This window comes from Stieleria marina, assembly GCA_007741555.1.
In the GTDB taxonomy this organism is placed as follows: domain Bacteria; phylum Planctomycetota; class Planctomycetia; order Pirellulales; family Pirellulaceae; genus K23-9.
Genome location: CP036526.1, coordinates 5135243 through 5154353, shown reverse-complemented (window position 1 = coordinate 5154353; position 19111 = coordinate 5135243). Strand labels below are relative to the sequence as shown.

Annotated in this window: 17 protein-coding genes and 2 tRNA genes; 14 read left to right on the top strand and 5 right to left on the bottom strand. The window is 53.8% G+C overall.

Annotated features, from left to right (window positions below):
- Window positions 1-21: 21 nt before the first annotated feature.
- Window positions 22-1371 (bottom strand): HlyD family secretion protein, encoded by a 1350-nt coding sequence (locus tag K239x_RS18140; protein ID WP_145419620.1) that lies wholly within the window; start codon window positions 1369-1371, stop codon window positions 22-24.
- Between the two features lie 453 nt (window positions 1372-1824).
- Here K239x_RS18140 and K239x_RS18135 point away from each other — a divergent pair, with 453 nt between their 5' ends.
- From K239x_RS18135 to K239x_RS18125, 3 genes are read left to right on the top strand one after another with little or no spacing between them, the layout of a single operon-like run.
- On the top strand, window positions 1825-2412 hold the full coding sequence (locus K239x_RS18135) for a sigma-70 family RNA polymerase sigma factor (RefSeq protein ID WP_145419619.1): 588 nt from the start codon (window positions 1825-1827) through the stop codon (window positions 2410-2412).
- A complete protein-coding gene (locus K239x_RS18130; RefSeq protein WP_145419618.1) occupies window positions 2412-3797 on the top strand; it encodes a serine/threonine-protein kinase in 1386 nt (461 codons plus the stop codon). Before K239x_RS18135 ends, K239x_RS18130 begins: the two co-directional genes overlap by 1 nt.
- 39 nt (window positions 3798-3836) lie before the next feature.
- Window positions 3837-4544 carry a polysaccharide biosynthesis/export family protein gene (locus K239x_RS18125; protein ID WP_145419617.1) on the top strand — a complete coding sequence of 236 codons (708 nt, stop codon included), beginning with the start codon at window positions 3837-3839 and terminating at the stop codon, window positions 4542-4544.
- 6 nt (window positions 4545-4550) lie between these two features.
- On the opposite strand, the gene K239x_RS18120 is transcribed toward K239x_RS18125, so the two are convergent.
- The gene (locus K239x_RS18120; RefSeq protein WP_145419616.1) at window positions 4551-5459 is read right to left on the bottom strand and encodes a GIY-YIG nuclease family protein; all 909 of its coding nucleotides are present in this window, start codon (window positions 5457-5459) and stop codon (window positions 4551-4553) included.
- Window positions 5460-5527: 68 nt separating this feature from the next.
- Here K239x_RS18120 and K239x_RS18115 point away from each other — a divergent pair, with 68 nt between their 5' ends.
- Together K239x_RS18115 and K239x_RS18110 are read left to right on the top strand one after the other, a co-directional pair.
- Entirely contained in the window at window positions 5528-6511 is a 984-nt protein-coding gene (locus K239x_RS18115) for a D-2-hydroxyacid dehydrogenase (RefSeq protein WP_145419615.1), read from the top strand.
- Window positions 6508-6693: a hypothetical protein gene (locus tag K239x_RS18110; RefSeq protein ID WP_145419614.1), complete on the top strand. Its 186-nt coding sequence runs from the start codon at window positions 6508-6510 to the stop codon at window positions 6691-6693. Before K239x_RS18115 ends, K239x_RS18110 begins: the two co-directional genes overlap by 4 nt.
- Window positions 6694-6740: 47 nt before the next feature.
- Here K239x_RS18110 and K239x_RS18105 read toward each other — a convergent pair whose 3' ends face one another.
- Window positions 6741-8090, bottom strand: a complete 1350-nt coding sequence (locus K239x_RS18105) for a DUF1552 domain-containing protein (RefSeq protein WP_145419613.1) — start codon at window positions 8088-8090, stop codon at window positions 6741-6743.
- Window positions 8091-8113: 23 nt separating this feature from the next.
- On the bottom strand, window positions 8114-10381 hold the full coding sequence (locus tag K239x_RS18100; RefSeq protein ID WP_419189122.1) for a DUF1588 domain-containing protein: 2268 nt from the start codon (window positions 10379-10381) through the stop codon (window positions 8114-8116).
- Window positions 10382-10926: 545 nt separating this feature from the next.
- Here K239x_RS18100 and K239x_RS18095 point away from each other — a divergent pair.
- The 9 genes from K239x_RS18095 (at window position 10927) to K239x_RS18060 (ending at window position 16678) form a co-directional block, all read left to right on the top strand.
- Window positions 10927-11556, top strand: a complete 630-nt coding sequence (locus K239x_RS18095; protein WP_145419611.1) for a 50S ribosomal protein L25 — start codon at window positions 10927-10929, stop codon at window positions 11554-11556.
- A gap of 97 nt (window positions 11557-11653) precedes the next feature.
- Complete coding sequence (gene pth / locus K239x_RS18090) at window positions 11654-12319, top strand: aminoacyl-tRNA hydrolase (protein WP_145419610.1); 666 nt, start codon at window positions 11654-11656, stop codon at window positions 12317-12319.
- Between the two features lie 61 nt (window positions 12320-12380).
- On the top strand, window positions 12381-12782 hold the full coding sequence (gene rpsF / locus K239x_RS18085; protein ID WP_419190100.1) for a 30S ribosomal protein S6: 402 nt from the start codon (window positions 12381-12383) through the stop codon (window positions 12780-12782).
- Between the two features lie 199 nt (window positions 12783-12981).
- On the top strand, window positions 12982-13488 hold the full coding sequence (gene ssb / locus K239x_RS18080) for a single-stranded DNA-binding protein (RefSeq protein WP_145419608.1): 507 nt from the start codon (window positions 12982-12984) through the stop codon (window positions 13486-13488).
- Window positions 13489-13577: 89 nt separating this feature from the next.
- Window positions 13578-14126 carry a 50S ribosomal protein L9 gene (rplI, locus tag K239x_RS18075; protein ID WP_145419607.1) on the top strand — a complete coding sequence of 183 codons (549 nt, stop codon included), beginning with the start codon at window positions 13578-13580 and terminating at the stop codon, window positions 14124-14126.
- Window positions 14127-14644: 518 nt separating this feature from the next.
- Window positions 14645-15319: a helix-turn-helix transcriptional regulator gene (locus K239x_RS18070; RefSeq protein WP_145419606.1), complete on the top strand. Its 675-nt coding sequence runs from the start codon at window positions 14645-14647 to the stop codon at window positions 15317-15319.
- A gap of 84 nt (window positions 15320-15403) precedes the next feature.
- Window positions 15404-15487 (top strand) — tRNA-Leu (locus tag K239x_RS18065).
- Between the two features lie 56 nt (window positions 15488-15543).
- Window positions 15544-15637: transfer RNA gene (locus K239x_RS28795), tRNA-Sec, on the top strand.
- Window positions 15638-15706: 69 nt separating this feature from the next.
- Window positions 15707-16678 (top strand): zinc-dependent peptidase, encoded by a 972-nt coding sequence (locus tag K239x_RS18060; protein WP_145422436.1) that lies wholly within the window; start codon window positions 15707-15709, stop codon window positions 16676-16678.
- A gap of 22 nt (window positions 16679-16700) precedes the next feature.
- Here the strand turns inward: K239x_RS18060 and K239x_RS18055 are convergent, their stop codons facing one another.
- On the bottom strand, window positions 16701-19043 hold the full coding sequence (locus K239x_RS18055) for a S9 family peptidase (RefSeq protein ID WP_145419605.1): 2343 nt from the start codon (window positions 19041-19043) through the stop codon (window positions 16701-16703).
- Window positions 19044-19111: the final 68 nt, after the last annotated feature.

Here is a 19111-nt window from a genome sequence, read left to right as displayed (position 1 = left end):
GCGGACAGGAGTGCTGCTCGATCACGGTTCGTTAGAAAGTGGGCTCATTGCATAGGGCTGTCGGCTGTTTGTCGAAGCGTCTGTCGGAACGCTCGAATTTTGCCGTACCGCAACCATGCTTCGCGGCAGTCGGACTTTGCTGCCAATCACTAGCAAGCCCGCTTGGTCTGCATCGATTGGCCGCATGACGATCGGCAGCAACGCTTCGTCGGCCGAATAGTGACGCATGATCGAAGGTGGTGCGGTACGCATTTCGGGGCCGATGTGGGCAATCCGGCACATCAGCGGAGTGTCGTAGGGCGACACCAGCACCTTCACTTCTTCGCCTTTGGCCCAACGATTGTTTCGGCGTTGAGAGACATACAGCACGATTTCGGTTGAACCGTCGATGAGAAGTTCGACGACGCCGTCTGATGCGGTGGCTTGTTCTCCCAAGTATCGATTGATGCGAGTCACTCGGGCGTCGGCCGGGCACTTCACAACGCCTTGGTTAAGGATCTGTTGTGTCCGTGCCAGTTCGGCTTGAAGGTTTTCGATCTTCACCAGGACCGGTTTGACTTGGTCGTCGATCGCTGTTTCCGTTGAAGCGGTGACTAAGGTGCGGACCTTCAATCGATCGACCGAACCGCTCAGCGCTTTGACTCGCTGTTCTTGTCCGACCAATTGGCTTGTCAGCGTGTCAAACCTCTCTGACGAGATTGCGTTGTTGCGTTTAAGTTTGATTGCACGTTTGACTTGTTGTTCCAGATCGCTCAGGACGGATTGTTCCCAAAGGAGTTCCGACTGTCGTTCGTAGTAGTCAGCTTTGACCAGTTCGTCTTCGTCCCGAACGCGTTCTGATTCGCGTCGGAGACGGGAGATTTCGGCGGTCAATCGTGCCCTCTCCAGTTGCAGTTTGTCGTTGATCTCTGCCACACGATGCTGCATGGGGGTGTTTTCGACGGTAAATAACACGTCGCCTTGGCGGACCCGGTCACCCACGCGAACTTGCAGTTGTGATACGACGCCTGACCATGGCGTCGAGACCTGAATCTTGCGTCCTGTGACTTCGCCGTACCCTTCGTACCGCACAAAGGTCTCGAAGATGGCGAAACCAGATCCTGCAAACAACAGAATCAGGACGGTCGCGATAAAGAACCTGCCGCGTGGCCGCTTCGGGAGCGGTGGTGTTGTTTTGGCGGCGGCGACCGGTGACTCAGCGACGTTGGGGGCAGTGTTAGCCTGCATCGACGCCACGGATTTCCATGTGTGTCGAGAATGAGTCGGTCCAAGATCCGCGCGAGTTGGCGCGATGACGGGATATCCCAGGGGAGCAGTGTCGCCACTGCTGTCCAAATTGGTTTGGTAGGGGAAGTGATTTTGCGTTGTCATCTGTGGTATTCAGAATTTGAAAGTTCCGTGCATGCCCCACAGATTCGCTCGCCGTCCCCTGCGCTCGACTCTAGAAAACGCTACCACCTTTTAACGTTAATGTGTCCTAATTAGGTAAACGAGAGGGCCGCCACTTTCAGGGGGGGCGATATGCGCGAAACAATCTGCGCAGACGTAACAGACCACCGAAATTTCATCTGTACAAACCCGCACATCACTACGACCGAGGCTTTCGCAACGGGAAAACATGTTCGCAATTGCTAACCGTAAACGACAATCGGGTGGGTGGCAAAGCCTGCGAAAACATGACGATTTCTGCGAACCTGTCGCTGCAAGTGTTCACAATTTCGGTTTTCCATGACAGATTTTCGGCCGCGCTGACGTGTAGAGTATCGAAGTCGCGTTCCAGCACTTATTCGTCCATTTGCTCCGACACTGATCTGGTTTTCCGATATGGCTTGGCACCTACCCGAAACGCGCCCAAGTATTCTGCTTCGGCTGCGAGACCCGACCGACGACGAAGCTTGGACTGTCTTTGAATCCATCTATCGCTCAGTCGTCGTTCGCACGGCCAAGCGGCGTGGGCTTCAGCATGCTGACGCAGAGGATGTCGCCCAAGTTGTGATGACAAACTTGAGCCGCAAGGAATGGGAGTTCGCACCGGATTCCAGCAACGCACGCTTTCGAACCTGGCTCGTGCGAGTGGTCGAAAACGCAATCGTCGATCATTTGCGCCGAAATCAGCGGCATCAGCATGCGACCTTGATAGAGGATGAGCGGTATGTTGAATCCATGGACCAGGAATTGGAATCGGAGTATCGCTGTGAAGTGTTTCACTGGGCGGCCGACATTGTGAAAAAAGAGTTTTCAATGTCAGCATGGAACGTATTTTGGGCAACCACTGTCGAGAATCGTTCCATCGCAGACGTCGCTGGCGAGTTAGATCAATCAACGGGGGCCATCTATTCCTGCCGCTCTCGAATCATGCGGCGATTGAAGCAGCAAGTGTGTCAGTTTGACAATTTGATGGAGGACAAGTGATGGATCATCTCACTGGCCATCCTACTGTCGAAGAATTATCTGCATTGCTTGACGAAACGCTTCCGGCGGAAGTCGAACTGGCGATCGAATCTCATATTGAACACTGCGAGTTTTGTCGTGAAGTAATGGACTCGCGAGCGTGCGATTCGCCTTGGTGGGCAGCGGCATCGAAATATTTGGCGGATCGTCCGGCTCCCGACTTGGATGCCGTTGCGGTTTTAGGCGAAATCGACACTGTTCTCGCACCGACAGACGATCCTCGGATGATTGGTCGAGTCGGGCCATACGAAATTGCTGGCGTGATTGGCAGTGGTGGAATGGGGATCGTTCTGAAAGGTCTGGACCCTTCGTTGAACCGTTACGTCGCCATCAAATTATTGCGTCCCAGTCGGGCGGCTTTACCAGGCGCACGCACGCGATTCGAGCGAGAAGGACGCGCGGCGGCGTCGATCGTTCACGAAAACGTGATTGCCATTCATGGCGTGGCTCAAGTCGGCGGCATTCCGTACTTGGTGATGCCGTATGTCAGAGGCGAATCATTGGGCGCACGGATTCAGCGAGGCGGCCCAATGCGATTGGAGGAAATCTTGCGAGTGGGTTTCCAGATCGCAGCCGGGCTAGCCGCAGCACACGCACAAGGCGTCGTTCATCGCGATGTCAAACCTAGCAATATTTTGCTCGACGAAGGAGTTGAGCGGCTGACACTGACCGATTTCGGTTTGGCTCGGTCGGCCGACGATTCAGCACTCACGACATCAGGCATTATCGCTGGTACACCGGAATACATGTCACCCGAACAAGCGATGGGACAGAACGTTGATGCACGAAGCGATCTATTCAGCTTGGGAAGTGTGCTTTGGACGATGTCGGTTGGGGAGACGCCGTTTTCCGCCACGTCCTGCTACGGCGTGATCAGAAAAATTGTCGAAGAAGACCCACGCTCGCCTCGTTACTTTGATCGTTCGTTGCCGATCTGGTGGGAGCAATTTGTTTCGCGGTTAATGAGCAAGCAACGCGACGATCGATTTCAGTCGGCAGACGAGGTCGCACAGCTCTTGCGATCCTGTTTAGCGCACGTGCAAGATCCAGGGAATCCATTGCCAAGATCGCTTCGTAGTCATTCACGCACAGTGTTGGTTGCGAGAGTTTTGCTGGTGTTTGCGATTGCCTTCGCGGTTGTCCTGATGGCCTACTGCGTTTGGACGCCTTCGCAACAGGCAAGCCAGGACGCAGCAGGTTCGGTCGTCTCAGAATCCGTTGGCAGTTCTGAAACACTTCCATCCGAGCATCCTGTTCCGGTCCGGCAAGATGACGTTACAACGCGGCTTGATCGAATTCGCGGCCGCATCCTGCGTATCCGTCAAAGTGTTGAAACGGATTTCTAAATTCGCGATTTCCATCTCTAACTTATTCGGGGTTTTGCAATGAGAATCTTGCATTTATCGTTACTCGCTGGCGTCTGCTTGCTCTCCGTGGGCGACTGGTCCTTCGCTGCAGATTGGTCTGAATATCAGACGCTTAGCAATCGAATTACAGATCTGACTGATGAGTACACCAGGCTCAGCAATCAGTCACCCGAGCGTGCCAATACAAAGAAGTCAATTGAAGCTGCTGTCGCTGAAGCATTTGACTTGCGACAAAAAATTCAACGCGAAGAAATCGTGGCGGCACGAAAAGAACTGGACGCGATTGAGCAACGCTTGAACGAACGTCAGCAGGACAAGGCACAAATCTTGCAAAACAAAGTGACCGAAATCCTCAGCGGCAAGGAGCTCGCCTGGCCGATTAGCGAAGGGCGCGAGAAGGCCAAAACAGAATCAGGCAGAATTGCTGCGGGCGACGTCATCGCGATTTACTTGCCGGGAGTGCTGCCGTTTAACCCACCCAATCAACCTCCCACGCCGCCGCCAGTGACCAATTTTGATTCGGGTTTGGTGGCGACCGGGTATCCCATTGTGGTCCACACGGACGGCACGGTTCAGTTGCCGCTCATTGATCGAATTCAAGTTGCCGGTTTGTCTATTCGCGAAGCAGAAAAGGCGGTCGCGAACGCGTACGTTGAAACAGACATTCTGCGACCGGAAAAAGCTCGCCCGATGATTACGTTGATTCCCAAACACGGATCCAACTAGCCTGTGTCAGGGCCTTGAGTTGAACTTGGGATGGCGACTGCGGATCAGTTCGCTTTCGTAAGCACGGCGGACCGACAATTTGGCTGTTGGTGAATCACGCGGGAACTGATGAAGTTCGACCGTTACGCTGTCCGAATCGTCGCTGGCAAGGTAGTCAGCGAGTGAGACCCGATCACTTGCTGTCAGATGTTGCTTCAGACGGTTTGCCAAGTTGGACGCTTCCCCGATGTACAAGTATCCATGTTCGTTTCGGAAGAGATAGATCCCCGGTAACTTGGGTAGATGGTTGGCTTTCAACTCGTCGCGTAGTTCAGCGAGCGTGAAGGTTTTGATTTCGCGTTTCCAATCGGCAACCCGCAGCACCAGTTCGGGTTTCAAAGCACGCTTCTTGCGTAGTTGTAAAAGCGATTTGCGAACGGCGTAGGCGTCGACCGAAGGCGAAATCTTGGACGCTTCGCTTTGTAGTTCAGCTCGCAGTTTGGGATCGGCCAACATCCAGTCGGTTGCAACGCGGTGACGATCGGTAACGACCCGGGCGGCGATTTCGGCGATCGGACCGACCGAATCGTCAATCGCTTTGCCACGCCGCGTGGTGGACGTTTTCAGTTTGCCAGCTTTGCGAAGCTGAAGCAGTTTTAAGAGCGCGGATCGTTCTTGCTCCGCTGTCGGCGTTTGCTGAGGATACAGATTCTTTAGGAATCGGCGACGAAGCGCGTCAGTAATCAATAATTCATCCGTGCTGTATCCATCCGAAGCCGACGCAAAGGCGGCCCCGATCATCGCGTCAGAGATTTGATCCTCTGCGGCCAACGGCGAAGGAATCAGCAGCGCCAACGCCAGTAACGCTGAAAACGACTTGCCCCAGAACATTCGGCCGGTCGACTTCGCGTCGTAGTTGTTTCGCGGTAAAGTCATAGACGCTCCGGATGCCCAGTTCAGAAGAGGTGTCCCCGATTGTGTGTCTCTATTGTGGCAGATGCCCCATGCGTATTGTTCTTTGTTATCCCGTCGAACGCCACCATGTCGAACAAATTCAGGCCGCCGCGCCTGATGCGACGGTCGTCAACGCCGGCCAAGAACGCGTTGACGAAATGTTGCCCACCGCGGATGTGTTCGTTGGACACGCCAAGGTCCCCGTCGACTGGGATCGTGTGCTGGCGGCTAAAAAGCTGAAATGGATACAGTCGTCAGCGGCTGGTTTGGACCATTGTCTGGTTCCCGGAGTGATCGATTCAGACATTGTGGTCAGTAGTGCGTCGGGGCTGTTCGCTCCGCAGGTCGCCGAGCAAACGTTCGCGCTGATGCACGGTTTGCTGCGTCGTTTACCCTTGTTTTTTCGCGCCGAATCCAAGCGAGAGTTTATTCGTTTGCCGACCGATGATCTGCGTGGCAAGACGGTGGGCATCGTTGGACTCGGCGGTAATGGACGCATGATTGCCAAAGTGCTGGCGCCGTGGGACGTGCGTATCATCGCTACCGACTACTACCCGATTGACCGGCCGGACTGCGTCGATGACCTCTGGCCTGCGGAAGAATTGGATCGTCTGCTCAGTGAAAGCGACATTGTCATTCTGGCTTTGCCGCTAAACGCGAGCACGGAAGGCCTGCTGGACGCAGACCGAATCGCCAAGATGAAACCGGGCAGCTATCTGATCAACGTTGCTCGAGGCAGCGTCGTGGTTGAATCAGCACTGGTCGATGCGTTGGCCTCGGGCCATCTCGCTGGGGCAGGCTTGGACGTAACCGAAGTCGAACCGTTGGCCGAATCAAGCCGCTTGTGGGACGACGACAAAGTGATCATCACGCCGCATGTCGGAGCACAATCGTCACGCCGTGTTAGTGACACAACGGATTTGGTTGCGATTAACCTGCGTCGGCACTTGGCTGGCAAGTTGCCGTTTAATCGTGTCGACAAACGCTTGGGCTTTCCGCATCCGTCGGATGTCTGGCGAGGGGAAACGTCATGAGCAGCAATCGGCACAGCGTTGCTTGCGAAGCGTATCTGCAACGCGAGGACGAGAGTGTTGGGCCGCTAAGACTGCCGGCCAAGAACACGATCGAATTCATCAAGCAATTCAATCGTGTGTATCGCAGGCTGGGGCTGAGAATCCAGACGGTCGACGACGTCCCTGCACTCGAGCAGAAATAATGAAGCCAGAATTCGACGCGGCGCGTGTTCGTGGCCGCGTGTCCGTTTTAAACCAGTCCTGTCAGGATTCCGTCGCCGCAGAAGTCTGGGTTTCCAAACGACTTCGTTTCGTGGCCCATCGCTTGAGCAATCGACATCAGCAGTCGGTTGTGCGGCACCGAGTCGAATTTCAAGGCACGGCCTGAATCAAACCCAAGCCCACCGCCGATCAACACGAACGGAATGTCGTTGCGTGTGTGTGAATTGCCTTTGCCAAGCTCGTTCGTCCAGACGATCGTCGTGTTGTCCAGCATTGAACCTTCGCCGCCCGGTTCGGGTGTATCCGCCAAACGCTTGGCCAACATGGCGACCTGCTCGGCGTACCAAGTATTAATCTTGATCAGCTTTTCGTAGGCTTTTTCATTGCTGTCTGGTTCGTGCGACAGACCGTGGTGGCCTTCGTCGATACCGAGCCAACGCATTCGCGGTTGTCCGACACTGTTGGTGATCTGGAAGGTTGCGACGCGAGCAAAATCAGCGGCAAAGCTGTTTACGAGCATTTCGATTTGCATGCGGCTGATCTGCGGAATGTTGTCGTTTGCGGTGTCAACATTCGGCGGCAATTCGGGGACCGCATGACCGACAGCGCCTTCGTGCCCGGAATCGGATTTGCTGCTGGCCGCGAGTTCGGTCTTCAGTTCTTTTTCAAGTTCGCGAACCATTGACACGTGTTCTTGCAATAACTGTCGGTCTTCGGCGCTGACCGCTTTTTCGACCTTTTTGAAATCGTCGACCAAGTCGTCCAGGACGCTGGCGAGCAATTCGCGATTCTTTGTTTGCCCGTAAAGTTTGTCAAACATCTGATACGGGTCGCTAATCGGAGCGACCGGCTGGTTCGCACCGGCATACGACATCCGCGTCCAAGTATCGGCGCGGTCCGGCACCATCACGCCAAATTCCAACGAACCGAAACGAGTTCGAGTGGATTCGTTTTCTTGCAGCTTGTTTTTTAAAAACTGATCGACCGAAATGCCCATCGACCATCCCGCCGGCGTGTCCGATCCACCTTGGATGTCACCGGGGAAAAGTTCGATCCCTGTCAGCAGACAGCCGATTCCACGCATGTGGCCGTCGCCATCGCCCTTGATTTTGTTGTCGATGCCGTGCAACGTCATCATCTGGTTTTTGAAGGGCTCAAGCGGTTTCAGGATTCGTTTGATGTCGTAATCCTTGCCTTCCTTGTCAGGCCAGAAGTGCTTTGGAATCACGCCGTTGGGGCTAAACAAAAACACCAGTCGTTGCTTGCGCGATGTTGATGCGGCCCATCCGAGGCTCGGGAGTCCCAGCAAGAAACTTCCGGCTGCGGCGCTGACGCCAAGACGCTGAAAAAATTCGCGGCGATTGTTGGTAGATGTCATAGCTGGAATGTGGGGCAAGAGTGTTATTTGGAAGCCTGGGTTTGTTTTGCGACGGTAACAGCGATGTTAATAATCAACTGACGAATGTTGAAATTGTCTTGCTGGAACTGCCGGGTCAATCTGTCAAGTGTGTCCGCGCCGTAGGCAGCAGCAGGTTGTTTGACGAAGTGTTCAAAACAGCTATCAACAAACGCGCGGTGTGCGTCACTGCTGGTCGCCAAATACTGGGCCAGTTCACGCGGTCCATCGAACCGCGTGGTTTCGCCTTGGCGATTGACGTAACTACCACTGGCATCGACTGGTTGATCATTGTCCGTGATTCGAAAGCGACCGACAGGGTCAAAGTTCTCGAGTGCAAAGCCGAGTGTATTGATTTTTGAATGGCATACCTGGCAGCTGACTTCATCAGTCTGCAGAGAGACCCTCTGGCGCGTGGTCAGCTTGGGATGCAAATCGGGATTCAGCGGCGAAAACGCCGCGTTGGGCGGACGCAACGTTCGGCCAAGTGTTTTGCGGTACAAGAAAACGCCGCGGTGGATCGGCGAGGTCGTTTGGTGGTACGACAAATTCGCCATCAACAACGGATGCGACAGCACGCCCATTCGCGTTTGGGTGTCTGCGACGCTTCGCGTTAGACCGACCGCGTGATCGTCAGCGGGTATCCATTTGTCCCCGTAAAACTTTGCCAGACGTTCGTTGGTGATTGTCCAATCAGCGTTGACGAGTTCGCGATAGTCGCTGGTTTCGCTCCAAACGACATCGTCCAAGAAAGCATCCAGCGACGCCCTCAAATCGGCGATGATTCGTTCGTCAAAGCCCGGAAACTTTTTCTGGTCTTTGCTAACGTCGACTGAGTGCGTCAGTTCCAACCACTCATGCAAGAACGCCTGCGTCTTAGCCTTCAACCGAAAATCGCCGTTCATTTTCCAAGCGGCTTCGGAAATCTGTTTTTCCGTGGTCAGCTTGTTCTGTTCGATCAATTTTTGCAGCCAACGATCCGACGGCAATGAATCGTACATCACCAACGCCAAGCGGTTTGCGACGCGCTGCGATTCGGACTGGTCAAAATCCAACGTTGGATAAAGGAAGCGAGGTGATTTCAGGGCCATCAAGCAGATCGTCTTGATGGCTTCGGAATCGTCAGGCGTCTGGTCGATCGGGTGGTCTATGTAAACTTTTTGCTGGGCGTCGGACAGTTTGCCACGAAATGCAGTCGATACCAGTTCGCGAGCGAACCCGCGCAGTCGTGCTCGATTCTCGTCCGAATCTTTTCGATGACGACGTTCGTAGTGGGGCCAAAGTTCACTGATTGCGTACTGCGAAAATTCGATGGCCGCATTCGTAGTTGATTCGTCCCATTGTCGATTGACTGCGGTGCCACGTTCGTAGCCATAGCTGCGATCATCCGGCGGCAGCTTGGTTTGCAAAGCAAGCGTGGCTGGCATCCAAGACGGCAGCAAATTGCTAGCCGGTACGATTTCTTCGACTCCGCCCGGCGGTACCCAGGAAAGTGAGATCGTTGCGGGCGGTTGTTCGGTTTTTCGTTTGCGCTGAAAAAAGTCGATCTTGAACATGTAGGCACGTCCGCCTGTCAAATTCAACGTTTGACGAAATTCGGTTCGGCCTTCGGATTGGACGTGGTTGTTCACAAACTCGCGTCCGTCTCTGCCAAAATCCATGACAAACGAGCACGTGCTGCGGACAATGATTTCGTAACGTCCAGTCTGGTTCGCCAGCAAAGAGCCTGACCAATGAATGTAAAATTCGCTGGGGTCGATGCCTTTCTCTTTGCTTGGGCCAACGTGACCAAAATCGAAATCGATCACCGGGTCGGTGCGTTCGAGTTTGATTTTCTTCTTGTCCCAGCGACTGCCCTGAAAATAGATCCCTTTGATTCCGCCTGATTTTTCGGCCCAGGGAGAACTGTCAAAAGAACCGTACAGACCGGCAAGGCTTTGCCGTAACTGTTCGCCAGTGAGCCGTGCCAGACGGATGCGAGGCGGCCGATTACGGACCTGGGCGGCTTCGCTGTAAAACGCATGGTGGATGTATGCCGACACTGCCGCCGCATCGTCATCAACACAGGTGTCCGGGTCTTCTTCGGGCATCGTATCAGCGATCAATTCGGTCAGTTCGCCGATGGTAGCATCGCCCAACAAAGGATCGGGGTAAAACTCCGGAACGCCTTCGCCAGCTTTGCCGTGGCACTCTACGCAGGCAGCCTGGTAGATCGCTTCGCCCTTTTTTCGAACGGCATCATCGTCGCCCAGGGCCACATTCTGGGTGGGCATTGCTATCGCGCAAACGAAAACAGCAAATGAAAGCTGTCGCATTATCGATTCTGAAATGGGGATTGGGAGACAAAGGTGGGGCGAGAACTGCGAAATTATAAACCGCCAAATCACAGCTGAGCCGAAGCTAGGTGCCTCGATATTGACTCAGTGCTGGCGGGGTCGAAAAGTGATTTTTGAGTGCATTTGGACAATATATCCGCCAAATAGACCCGAATAACACTTCAGCGACTAACAAGTTCCCGTGAAGTCATCCGCGTTGGGCATGTCAATGCCATGACCTCATCATAGTCGCCTAAGGTCAAATCGGTCGAGAGATGAAAGCCAAGAATCGCGAACGTCGTCGTCCTCAGTCGCCCCTCAAAAGCGTTGCAACCGGTACTCCCTTGGATCTGTCGCTGCCTTTGGGCTTGCGTGAGTTGCTTGATCCGCCATACTACGCCGCTTCGCCACGTGTTTTGCGGTCAAAAAGGTCGCCAATGACGGAGCACGAGCGACCTGTAATTGACTGAAAAATCACATCTGACTGGTAAGGTTATCCAGCCATGGCTGACGTTCTAAACGTCGTGAAACGCGAGCAAACCGGTTCAACCGCCTCGCGCCGACTACGTCTTAGTGGGCAGGTCCCCGCTGTGTTGTATGGACACGGACAAGACAACCAACACCTCGCTATTCCCAAGGCCGACGTACGCTTATTGCTGCGTCACCATGGAAAAATGGTCGAACTGAAAGGTGCTGTGAAAGAAACAGCGCTTGTCAGTGAGTTGCACTGGGATCCGTTGGGGATCGAAGTGCTTCACATGGACTTGCAGCGCGTTGATCTCAACGAGCGAGTGGAAGTCACGGTGCCGATTCATATCCACGGTGAACCCGCCGGAACTCGCGAAGGCGGGATCTTTTTGGAGAATCAGCACCAGATCGACATCACTTGTTCGGCTGGCAATATTCCGGAAAACGTCGTCATGCACGTCGCGGACTTGCACGTCGGTGCGAACCTGACGGCTGCCGATCTTGAATTGCCCGAAGGCGTCGAACTGATTTCGCCTCCCGAATTGGTCGTCTGCACCGTTGCAGCACCCAAGGGATCGCAATCGGACGATGAGGCCGAAGCAAACATCGGAGCAGAGCCCGAAGTCATCTCCAAAGGTGGCGACGGAGACGGAGACAAGGAGTGATCGGATGCTTGGCGTCTTGTTCGGTTTGAACGAAAAAGACAACGAGTCGACGTTCGCTTAGCGACTTGATTAGGTTCCCGCAAAGTAGGCATCGGTAATGAAACTGATCGTTGGCTTGGGAAACCCCGGTCGAAAATACGAAGACACACGGCATAATATCGGGTTCATGGTCGCCGCCAAAACGGCGGCTCTGATCTCGGCAAGTCCGTCAAAAGAACGGTTTGAAGGCGATTTTGCGGAGGGATCCAGTGGCGGCGAAAAGCTGCTGATCCTTTGCCCTCATACATTTATGAACGCGAGCGGACAGAGCGTCCGCAAAGCGTTTGATTTTTATAAAATGCAAACAGAAGATGTTTTGATCATTTGCGATGATTTAAACTTGGACACCGGTCGCTTGCGATTGCGTGCCAGAGGATCAGCAGGCGGTCAGAACGGATTGAAGGATATTATCCGGCACTTGGACGGTGAAGGCTTTCCAAGGCTAAGAGTTGGGATTGGGAGACCACCCGATGGCTGGACCGTGACGGATTATGTTTTGGGCAAGTTTCCCAAAAGTGATCACGAGTTAATTGAATCGTCGGCTACCCGAGCCGCCTACGCCGCCATCGACTGGGCGACAAAAGGTATCGGACCGGCGATGAACCAGTACAACGCGCTGGCCGAGTCTGGATCAAACAAACAGCAGAAGAAAAAGAAGAACGGTAAGAGTCAAATCGCTGCAGCAGATCCGACGGATGCTGCGTCAACCGAACGAAGCGATTGATCGATTTGATTTTCAACCGGAAAAAATTCACCTACCGCCGAATTGACAGAGAGACTTAGCAATCGTGGCTGAAACTACTTACGAAACGTTGTTCATCCTGGACAGCAACCATTACGCACGCGACCCAGGTGGCGTCAGCAAGCAGATCGAAGATATCATCACCGAAGCCGGTGGCAATGTGTTGGTGAACCGATTGTGGATGGAGCAAAAGTTGGCTTATCCGATCGATGGCCATCAGAAAGGTACCTACTGGCTGACGTACTTCGAGATCCCAGGTGACGGCCTGACGACGATCGCTCGTGCGTTCAAGTTGGCTGAATCGGTCGTTCGCGAATTGACGATCAAGCTGGAGCCACGGTTGGTCGAACCAATCCTGGCAAACGCTCGTGGGCAATCGGCCAAAGAAGAAGGTGCTGAAGCACCGGCAGCCGAAGAAGCAAAAACAGAAGCAGCTCCGGCCTAACTGAGTTTGCAAGAAAGTGCCCGAATCCCCTAGTGGGTTTGACGCACTTGATTTTCGGCAGTCAGGCGGCTGGCGGCGACAAATTGACCAGACTTGTCACGCTTTGCTGCTAATCTGTTTGCAACAACCTGATGGTAAATGATAAGTTCATTCGTCGTTTCACTCCCAGGTACCCAACTCCTCGACGCATTCAGAAAACATGGCTAGCTACAACCGAGTCATATTGGTCGGCAACATCACACGCGACATCGAACTGAAGTACACTCAAGGCGGTACGGCAGTCACGGATGTTGGGTTGGCGGTGAACGACCGCCGCAAAACGGCGACCGGCGAGTGGATTGACGAAACAACGTTTGTTGACGTTACTTTGTGGGGTCGGACCGCAGAAGTCGCCAGCGAATACCTGGGAAAAGGTTCACCGATCTTGATCGAAGGTCGCTTGAAACTGGATACCTGGGAAACAGAAGGACAGAAAAGAAGTAAGCTACGCGTTGTTTGCGATCGAATGCAAATGCTTAGCGGTAGCGGAGCGGGTGGCGGATCAGGTAAACCAAGAAACGAAGGCTCGCAGCCGACGCAACAGTCGGGTGGTGGGCAACCAAGTGGTGAATCGTTTGATCAAGGTGGTGAAAATCCTCCAGGTCAGCGAGAAGCACAACCAACCGGTGGTGGAGCTGGATACGACGATCCAGACATCCCATTTTAAGTCGAATCAGATTTGCAATCGCGTCGAAAATGATCGCCGCCGATCGCTTGTAAAAACAGAACCTTGAGACTTTCAGAAGAGTGAATCGGATGCCAAAGACAAAAACGGGCCGCAAGTACAAACGACCCTTCAAGCGATTGCCTCGTGGCGAAAACGGTGGCGTTCAGTTGCTGCTGATCCACAACGTCGAGCACCTTGGTAAGCAGGGCGACATCGTGGAAGTCAAATCTGGCTTCGCGCTGAATTACCTGTTGCCACAAGGTCTTGCGACCATGGCAACGGATCACCACAAGCGAATGGTCGACAAGCACCGCGAGAAATTGCGTGCGATCGAGCTGGAAAAGCTAAAAAGCTACCGCGACACGGCAGACGAATTGGGCAAGCAGTCCATTACGATCGAAGCCAACGCAAACGACGAAGGTCACCTTTACGGAAGCGTGGGTGCTCACGAAATCGTCGATGCACTCAAGGGAGCAGGCTTCACACTGGCTCAGGATCAAATTCGATTGGAAGGTCCGCTCAAGGAGTTGGGTCTTTACACCGTCAAAATCCACTTGCACAGCGAAGTGGACGCGAGCTTGAAAGTGTGGGTCGTGCCTACCGTGACAGCGGACGAAAACTCGCCTACCGCAGGCTAGGTCGACTGGCAGTCGTTTGATGGCTGCCCTCGCCAAGTGCAACGATTGAAAAACACGAAACGCCGCGTCCGTTTGGGCACGGCGTTTCTCATGCGCTCTCAGGCAGTTTTCGTGTTCTCTTGATCGGTCGACCAGTGCAGTGCCGAACGAGGTTCTCGCTACCGAGCAGTTCGACTGGTACTGATTTGGCGAAATGTGATCCGATGGCTCTTCGTTTTCGGGGCGTTTGGTTCTTGGGGAGCCTGATCGCCGGCGGTTGCCCGATGACCACAGGATTCTCAAAAGGGAAAACAATTTCGCAGGCGGCGTTGGGAAACGTGGTTCCATCGATATCTCGCTGGGCAAAGCGAGATTGCCTCTCGCAAAAAGTGGAACCAGCCGATATTTTCAATCAATCCGGAGGCATCGACGCCGTCTTTTTAGATAGCGTTTTGTGCACCTGATAATTGGATATGCGACGCTTGTAGCCGTCGCGGTTGGTTGTTTGAAATGGATCTTGTTCAAGAGTTGTTTTTTTGATGGATGATTTTGTACACGTCGTTCAACGAGTCTCCACTTTGGTGCTGCAGTGCATCAAAGACGGTGCGTCGCTGAGTGGACGACTCGATTCCGAGCAGGATTCGATCTTCATCAAGGATGTCGATGGCAGGATGCTGCACACCAACGAGCCGTACAATGTGATGTTCTCCGGTGAGATGCTGACGATGGGCCGGCAGCATAGTTCCTTTCTGTCAGAGACATTGTCCAAGATTGCTCAGCAATCCGACAACATGCTTTTGGCGGGCGCTGAAACCGTCCAATTCGACCACATTGGACACATCGCATCGGGCCGGGAAGTGCGACTACGCACTTTCAAGCGGACTCTTTTAGGCTTGGGCCATCCGACCATGGCAATCCTGGGAATGACCCGGTTGTTGGAAGTGATCGGCGATTCGGATGTCGGTCGGCTTCAGAAGCTGAAGGATCATTGGCGGCTTTTCAGCCAGTTGGACGATCTTGACCGAGCCATCGCGGTGGGAATGGGGCAAGGTTTGCCAATCGGTGATATTGCTGCGAATCACAGCGTCACCAAGAAAACGATCGAAAACCACCGCAATTCGATCCTGAAATCGCTTGAACTGAATTCATCGATCGATCTGATCAAATTGATGGTGCGGATGCAAGAAAACGGGTTCGGAGATTTCGGCGTCTAGCTATCTGTGCGCGGGAACCTTGATCGGTACAATCTTAGAGAGCCGGGGGGAGTATCAGACGATGATACTCCCATATCTACAGTCGGGGCTGTGGCGGAACTGGCAGACGCGCTGGATTTAGGATCCAGTCTCCTCACGGAGGTGCAGGTTCGATTCCTGTCAGCCCTACTTTTGATTTTTCTCGCGGCAGTGCCGACAAACGCCGCCGGCCATGATTGAGCCAAGGAAGCGTTTGCTGGTCTGGTGACCGCCTCGGTCTTCAAAACCGATGAAGCGTCCGAAACGATGCTTGGTGGGTTCGATTCCCATCCGCTTCCGTTTTTATCGAACCGGCACGAGCTGCTCGGCTGGTCAACTAAGCCAATTGCTGGACCGTTGCAACTGAACATGCTGGTCACTCCGCAATCGCAACGACGCAATCAGCGAATCGCGCTTACCGCCGCGATAATGGCTGCGGTGATCATTGGTGTGTTCGCCTACTTCCGGCCAGTCGTCGGATTTCTGCTTGTCCTGTGCCCGGTGATTTATTGGTGGATTCGACGGCAAACAATCCGCCGCGATAAAGTACTGGCTCAGCCATTTCCCAAGGCCTGGGAGCGTGTGTTGATCTCCCAGGTCGAATTTTTCGCTGCGCTGGATGAAACCCGCCGCGAGCGTTTTCGTTCCATGGTGAAAGTCTTTTTGGATGAAACGCCTATCACCGGCGTGCGAACGGAGGTAGACGATCAGACTCGCGTGCTGGTCGCCGCCAGCGCGATCATTCCCGTCTTCGGGTTCGACGATTGGGAGTACTCCCGATTGGGCGAAGTTTTGATTTACCTAGGCCGCTTTGATTCTGAGTATCAGACGGACGGCAGCGCGGACCGAAACACGTTAGGCATGATCGGGGTCAGCCATCTCAGTGGTGTGATGATTCTGTCCAAGCCAGATTTGATCGCTGGGTTTTCGATCGATAGCGACAAGCGTAACGTCGGCATTCATGAATTTGCCCACTTGGTTGATCAAGCCGATGGTGCCGTCGATGGTTTACCAGCAGGTATTCCGGCGGACGTGGTCAATCCGTGGATTAGCTGGGTCGGGCAAGAACTGGAGTCCGAATCCGCTGGCGGACATCACATCGACGACTACGCGTATACCAACCGCGCCGAATACTTGGCGGTTCTGACCGAGTATTTCTTTGAATCGCCGGAATTGTTGAAGCAAAAGAATCCGGCGATGTACGCGATGCTTAAAAAGATGTATCGCCAAGATACTGTTGGGCTGCTCAGTTCGGTTAAGCCGAGACGCAACCGCCGCATTGGACGAAATTCGCCCTGCCCCTGCGGCAGCGGCAAAAAGTACAAGCGGTGTTGTCGTTAGGCTCCCCAGTTGCGGCCGCGGTCTAATTGTTGGGCGGCATTTTGTCCAGCAAGTAGTCCGCCATCATCTGCCGCAGATGGCGGGTTGTATTTTTGCGTTCGCTGACTGCGTGAGTCCGATTAGGATACGCAAACATCGTGAACTGTTTGTTATGGGCAATCAGTTCATCGATCAGCATCTCAGTGGTTTGGTAATGACAGTTATCGTCGGCCGTTCCGTGAACTAGCAGCAGATTGCCTTGAAGCTGTTTGGCAAAGTTGATCGCCGACCCTTCGGTAAACCCTTTCACGTTCAGCTCAGGCAACGACATGTAGCGTTCCTGGTACACGGTGTCGTAATAGCGTTGATTCGGAACCGGTGCGACCGCCATGGCAGTGTTGTACAGATCGGGGTATTTGAAAATTGCTTGCAGGCTTGAAGATCCGCCGCCGCTCCAGCCCCACACCGCTACTTTGTTGCGATCCAAGTAGGTTCGTTCCTTCAAAACCGCTTCGACGGCCGCTGCTTGGTCGGCGGGAGGAAGGATGCCGATCTTTTTGTAGATGCTTTTTCGAAACGCGCGGCCTCGAGGCGACTTGGTGCCGCGATTGTCAAAGCTCATCACGACGTAGCCTTTCTGAGCCAGCATCAGATGCCAAAGATACGAATTGCCGCCCCAGCGGTTGACCACCGTGGACCCTGCCGGCTCGCCATAGACATAGCAAAGCAGCGGATGCTTTGCGGTATCGCTTAACTTTGGCGGCTTGATGCACCAGCCGTATAGATCGATGTCATCCCCGATGTCGATACTGAAGTACTCGGTTTCGGTCCGAGCCAAGGCGTTGAGCTTTTCGACCAAGACGTGATTGTCTTCCAGGACGCGTTTTACTTGATGCTCGGGCAGTGAAACCAGTTGCGTGATCGGCGGCGTATCGGCTGACGATCGTGTGTGGACCGCCCACTTTGCGTCGGGGGAAATCTTGTAGCTATGCACTCCCGCGAAGCCCTGCGGCGACACTCGTTGAACATCATTGCCATCCAGGCTAGCTCGCCACAAGTATCGCTCGGTTGGGTTGTCCGGTGACGCAATAAAGTACACCTGATCGTTTGCCTGATCCCAGTGCAGAAGTTCAACCACGTCAAATTCTCCCGGTGTTACAAGCTGGCTTTCGCCCGTCTGGAGATCGACGGTATAGACATGTCGCCAGCCGTCACGATCGCTCAGCCATGTAAACCGAGTTGCGTCGTCGTTCCAAAAGATCTCGTCATGGACGTCGACCCAGGCTTCGTCTTTTTCCACCATCAGTGGTCGGACGTCTTCGCGTGTGGCCGATGCAACGAAAAGGCGATTCGTATTTTGCAATCGATTGAGCTGTTGGATCAGAAGTTGGTTTGATTCGCCAATCCACTGCATGCGAGGAATGTAATTGTCGCGAAGGTCACCCGGTACGTTGATCCACCGAGTCGATTGCCCCTGTATATCGACTACTCCGACGCGGCACATGGGATTACGTTGCCCGACTTTGGGATAGGCAAACCATGTCACGGTCGGATACAGCGAATCGGTGTTGTTGACGAGCGGAAAGCGCTGCACGCCACTTGTGTTAAGTTGCCAGTAAGCGATCGATTGGCCATCCGGGCTCCAGAGAAACGCGTCACGCAATCCAAACTCTTCTTCGTAAACCCACTCCGTCGTGCCGTTGATCTCGTCGTCACTCTGTGTGTGCGTCAGTTGGACAATGCTGTGGTCGAAAAGATCTTCCACATAGATATTGCGTTCACGTACAAACGCCACTTGTTTTCCACTGGGCGAGAACTTGGCAAACATCATGGTCGAAGCTGGGCCTTCGCCACCCAGCTTGGTCAATTGACGACTGCTGCGATCCAGTACCCAGTAGTCGCCACGTGTGTTGCTGCGCCAGACTCGTTTTGAATTCGTGTAGACCAGCAGTTTGTTTTTGTCTTGGCTCCAAGTGTGTCCTTGAATGCGAAGCGGTTTGGATTCGCCTGGCGGAATCAGATCCGACGCAGCAACCAAAACGTTGGTGTCACGGGAGACCACATCATGGAGCACGATGTCTTGGAACCCCTTGGATTCTTCGGATGCCTGCAGCGTCGTGTAGTTTGCTTCCGCGTCGGGAGAATCTTGGCTAAACCACTGTGCAATGACTGACTTGCTGCCGAATTCGCCGTTCTTGTAGATGCGGTCAATTGACAACAACGCTTCAGTTTTGACCGAGTCCTCTGTCGCACTTTTCGCCGTCTTGGACGCCGGTGCTGTTTTCAGCTGAGGAGCGAGTTCTTGCCCGGTCGCAGACTGCATGCTGAGCGAAGCGAGGAAAACGAAAACGCCGACAAGCCGAGAGGGGAACTGCAAATGCAACATTGCTGGGCCAAGATCTAGGAGAACGGTTACTTAAGAAGATGCCGTTCCTAGTGTATCTCGACCCCCGC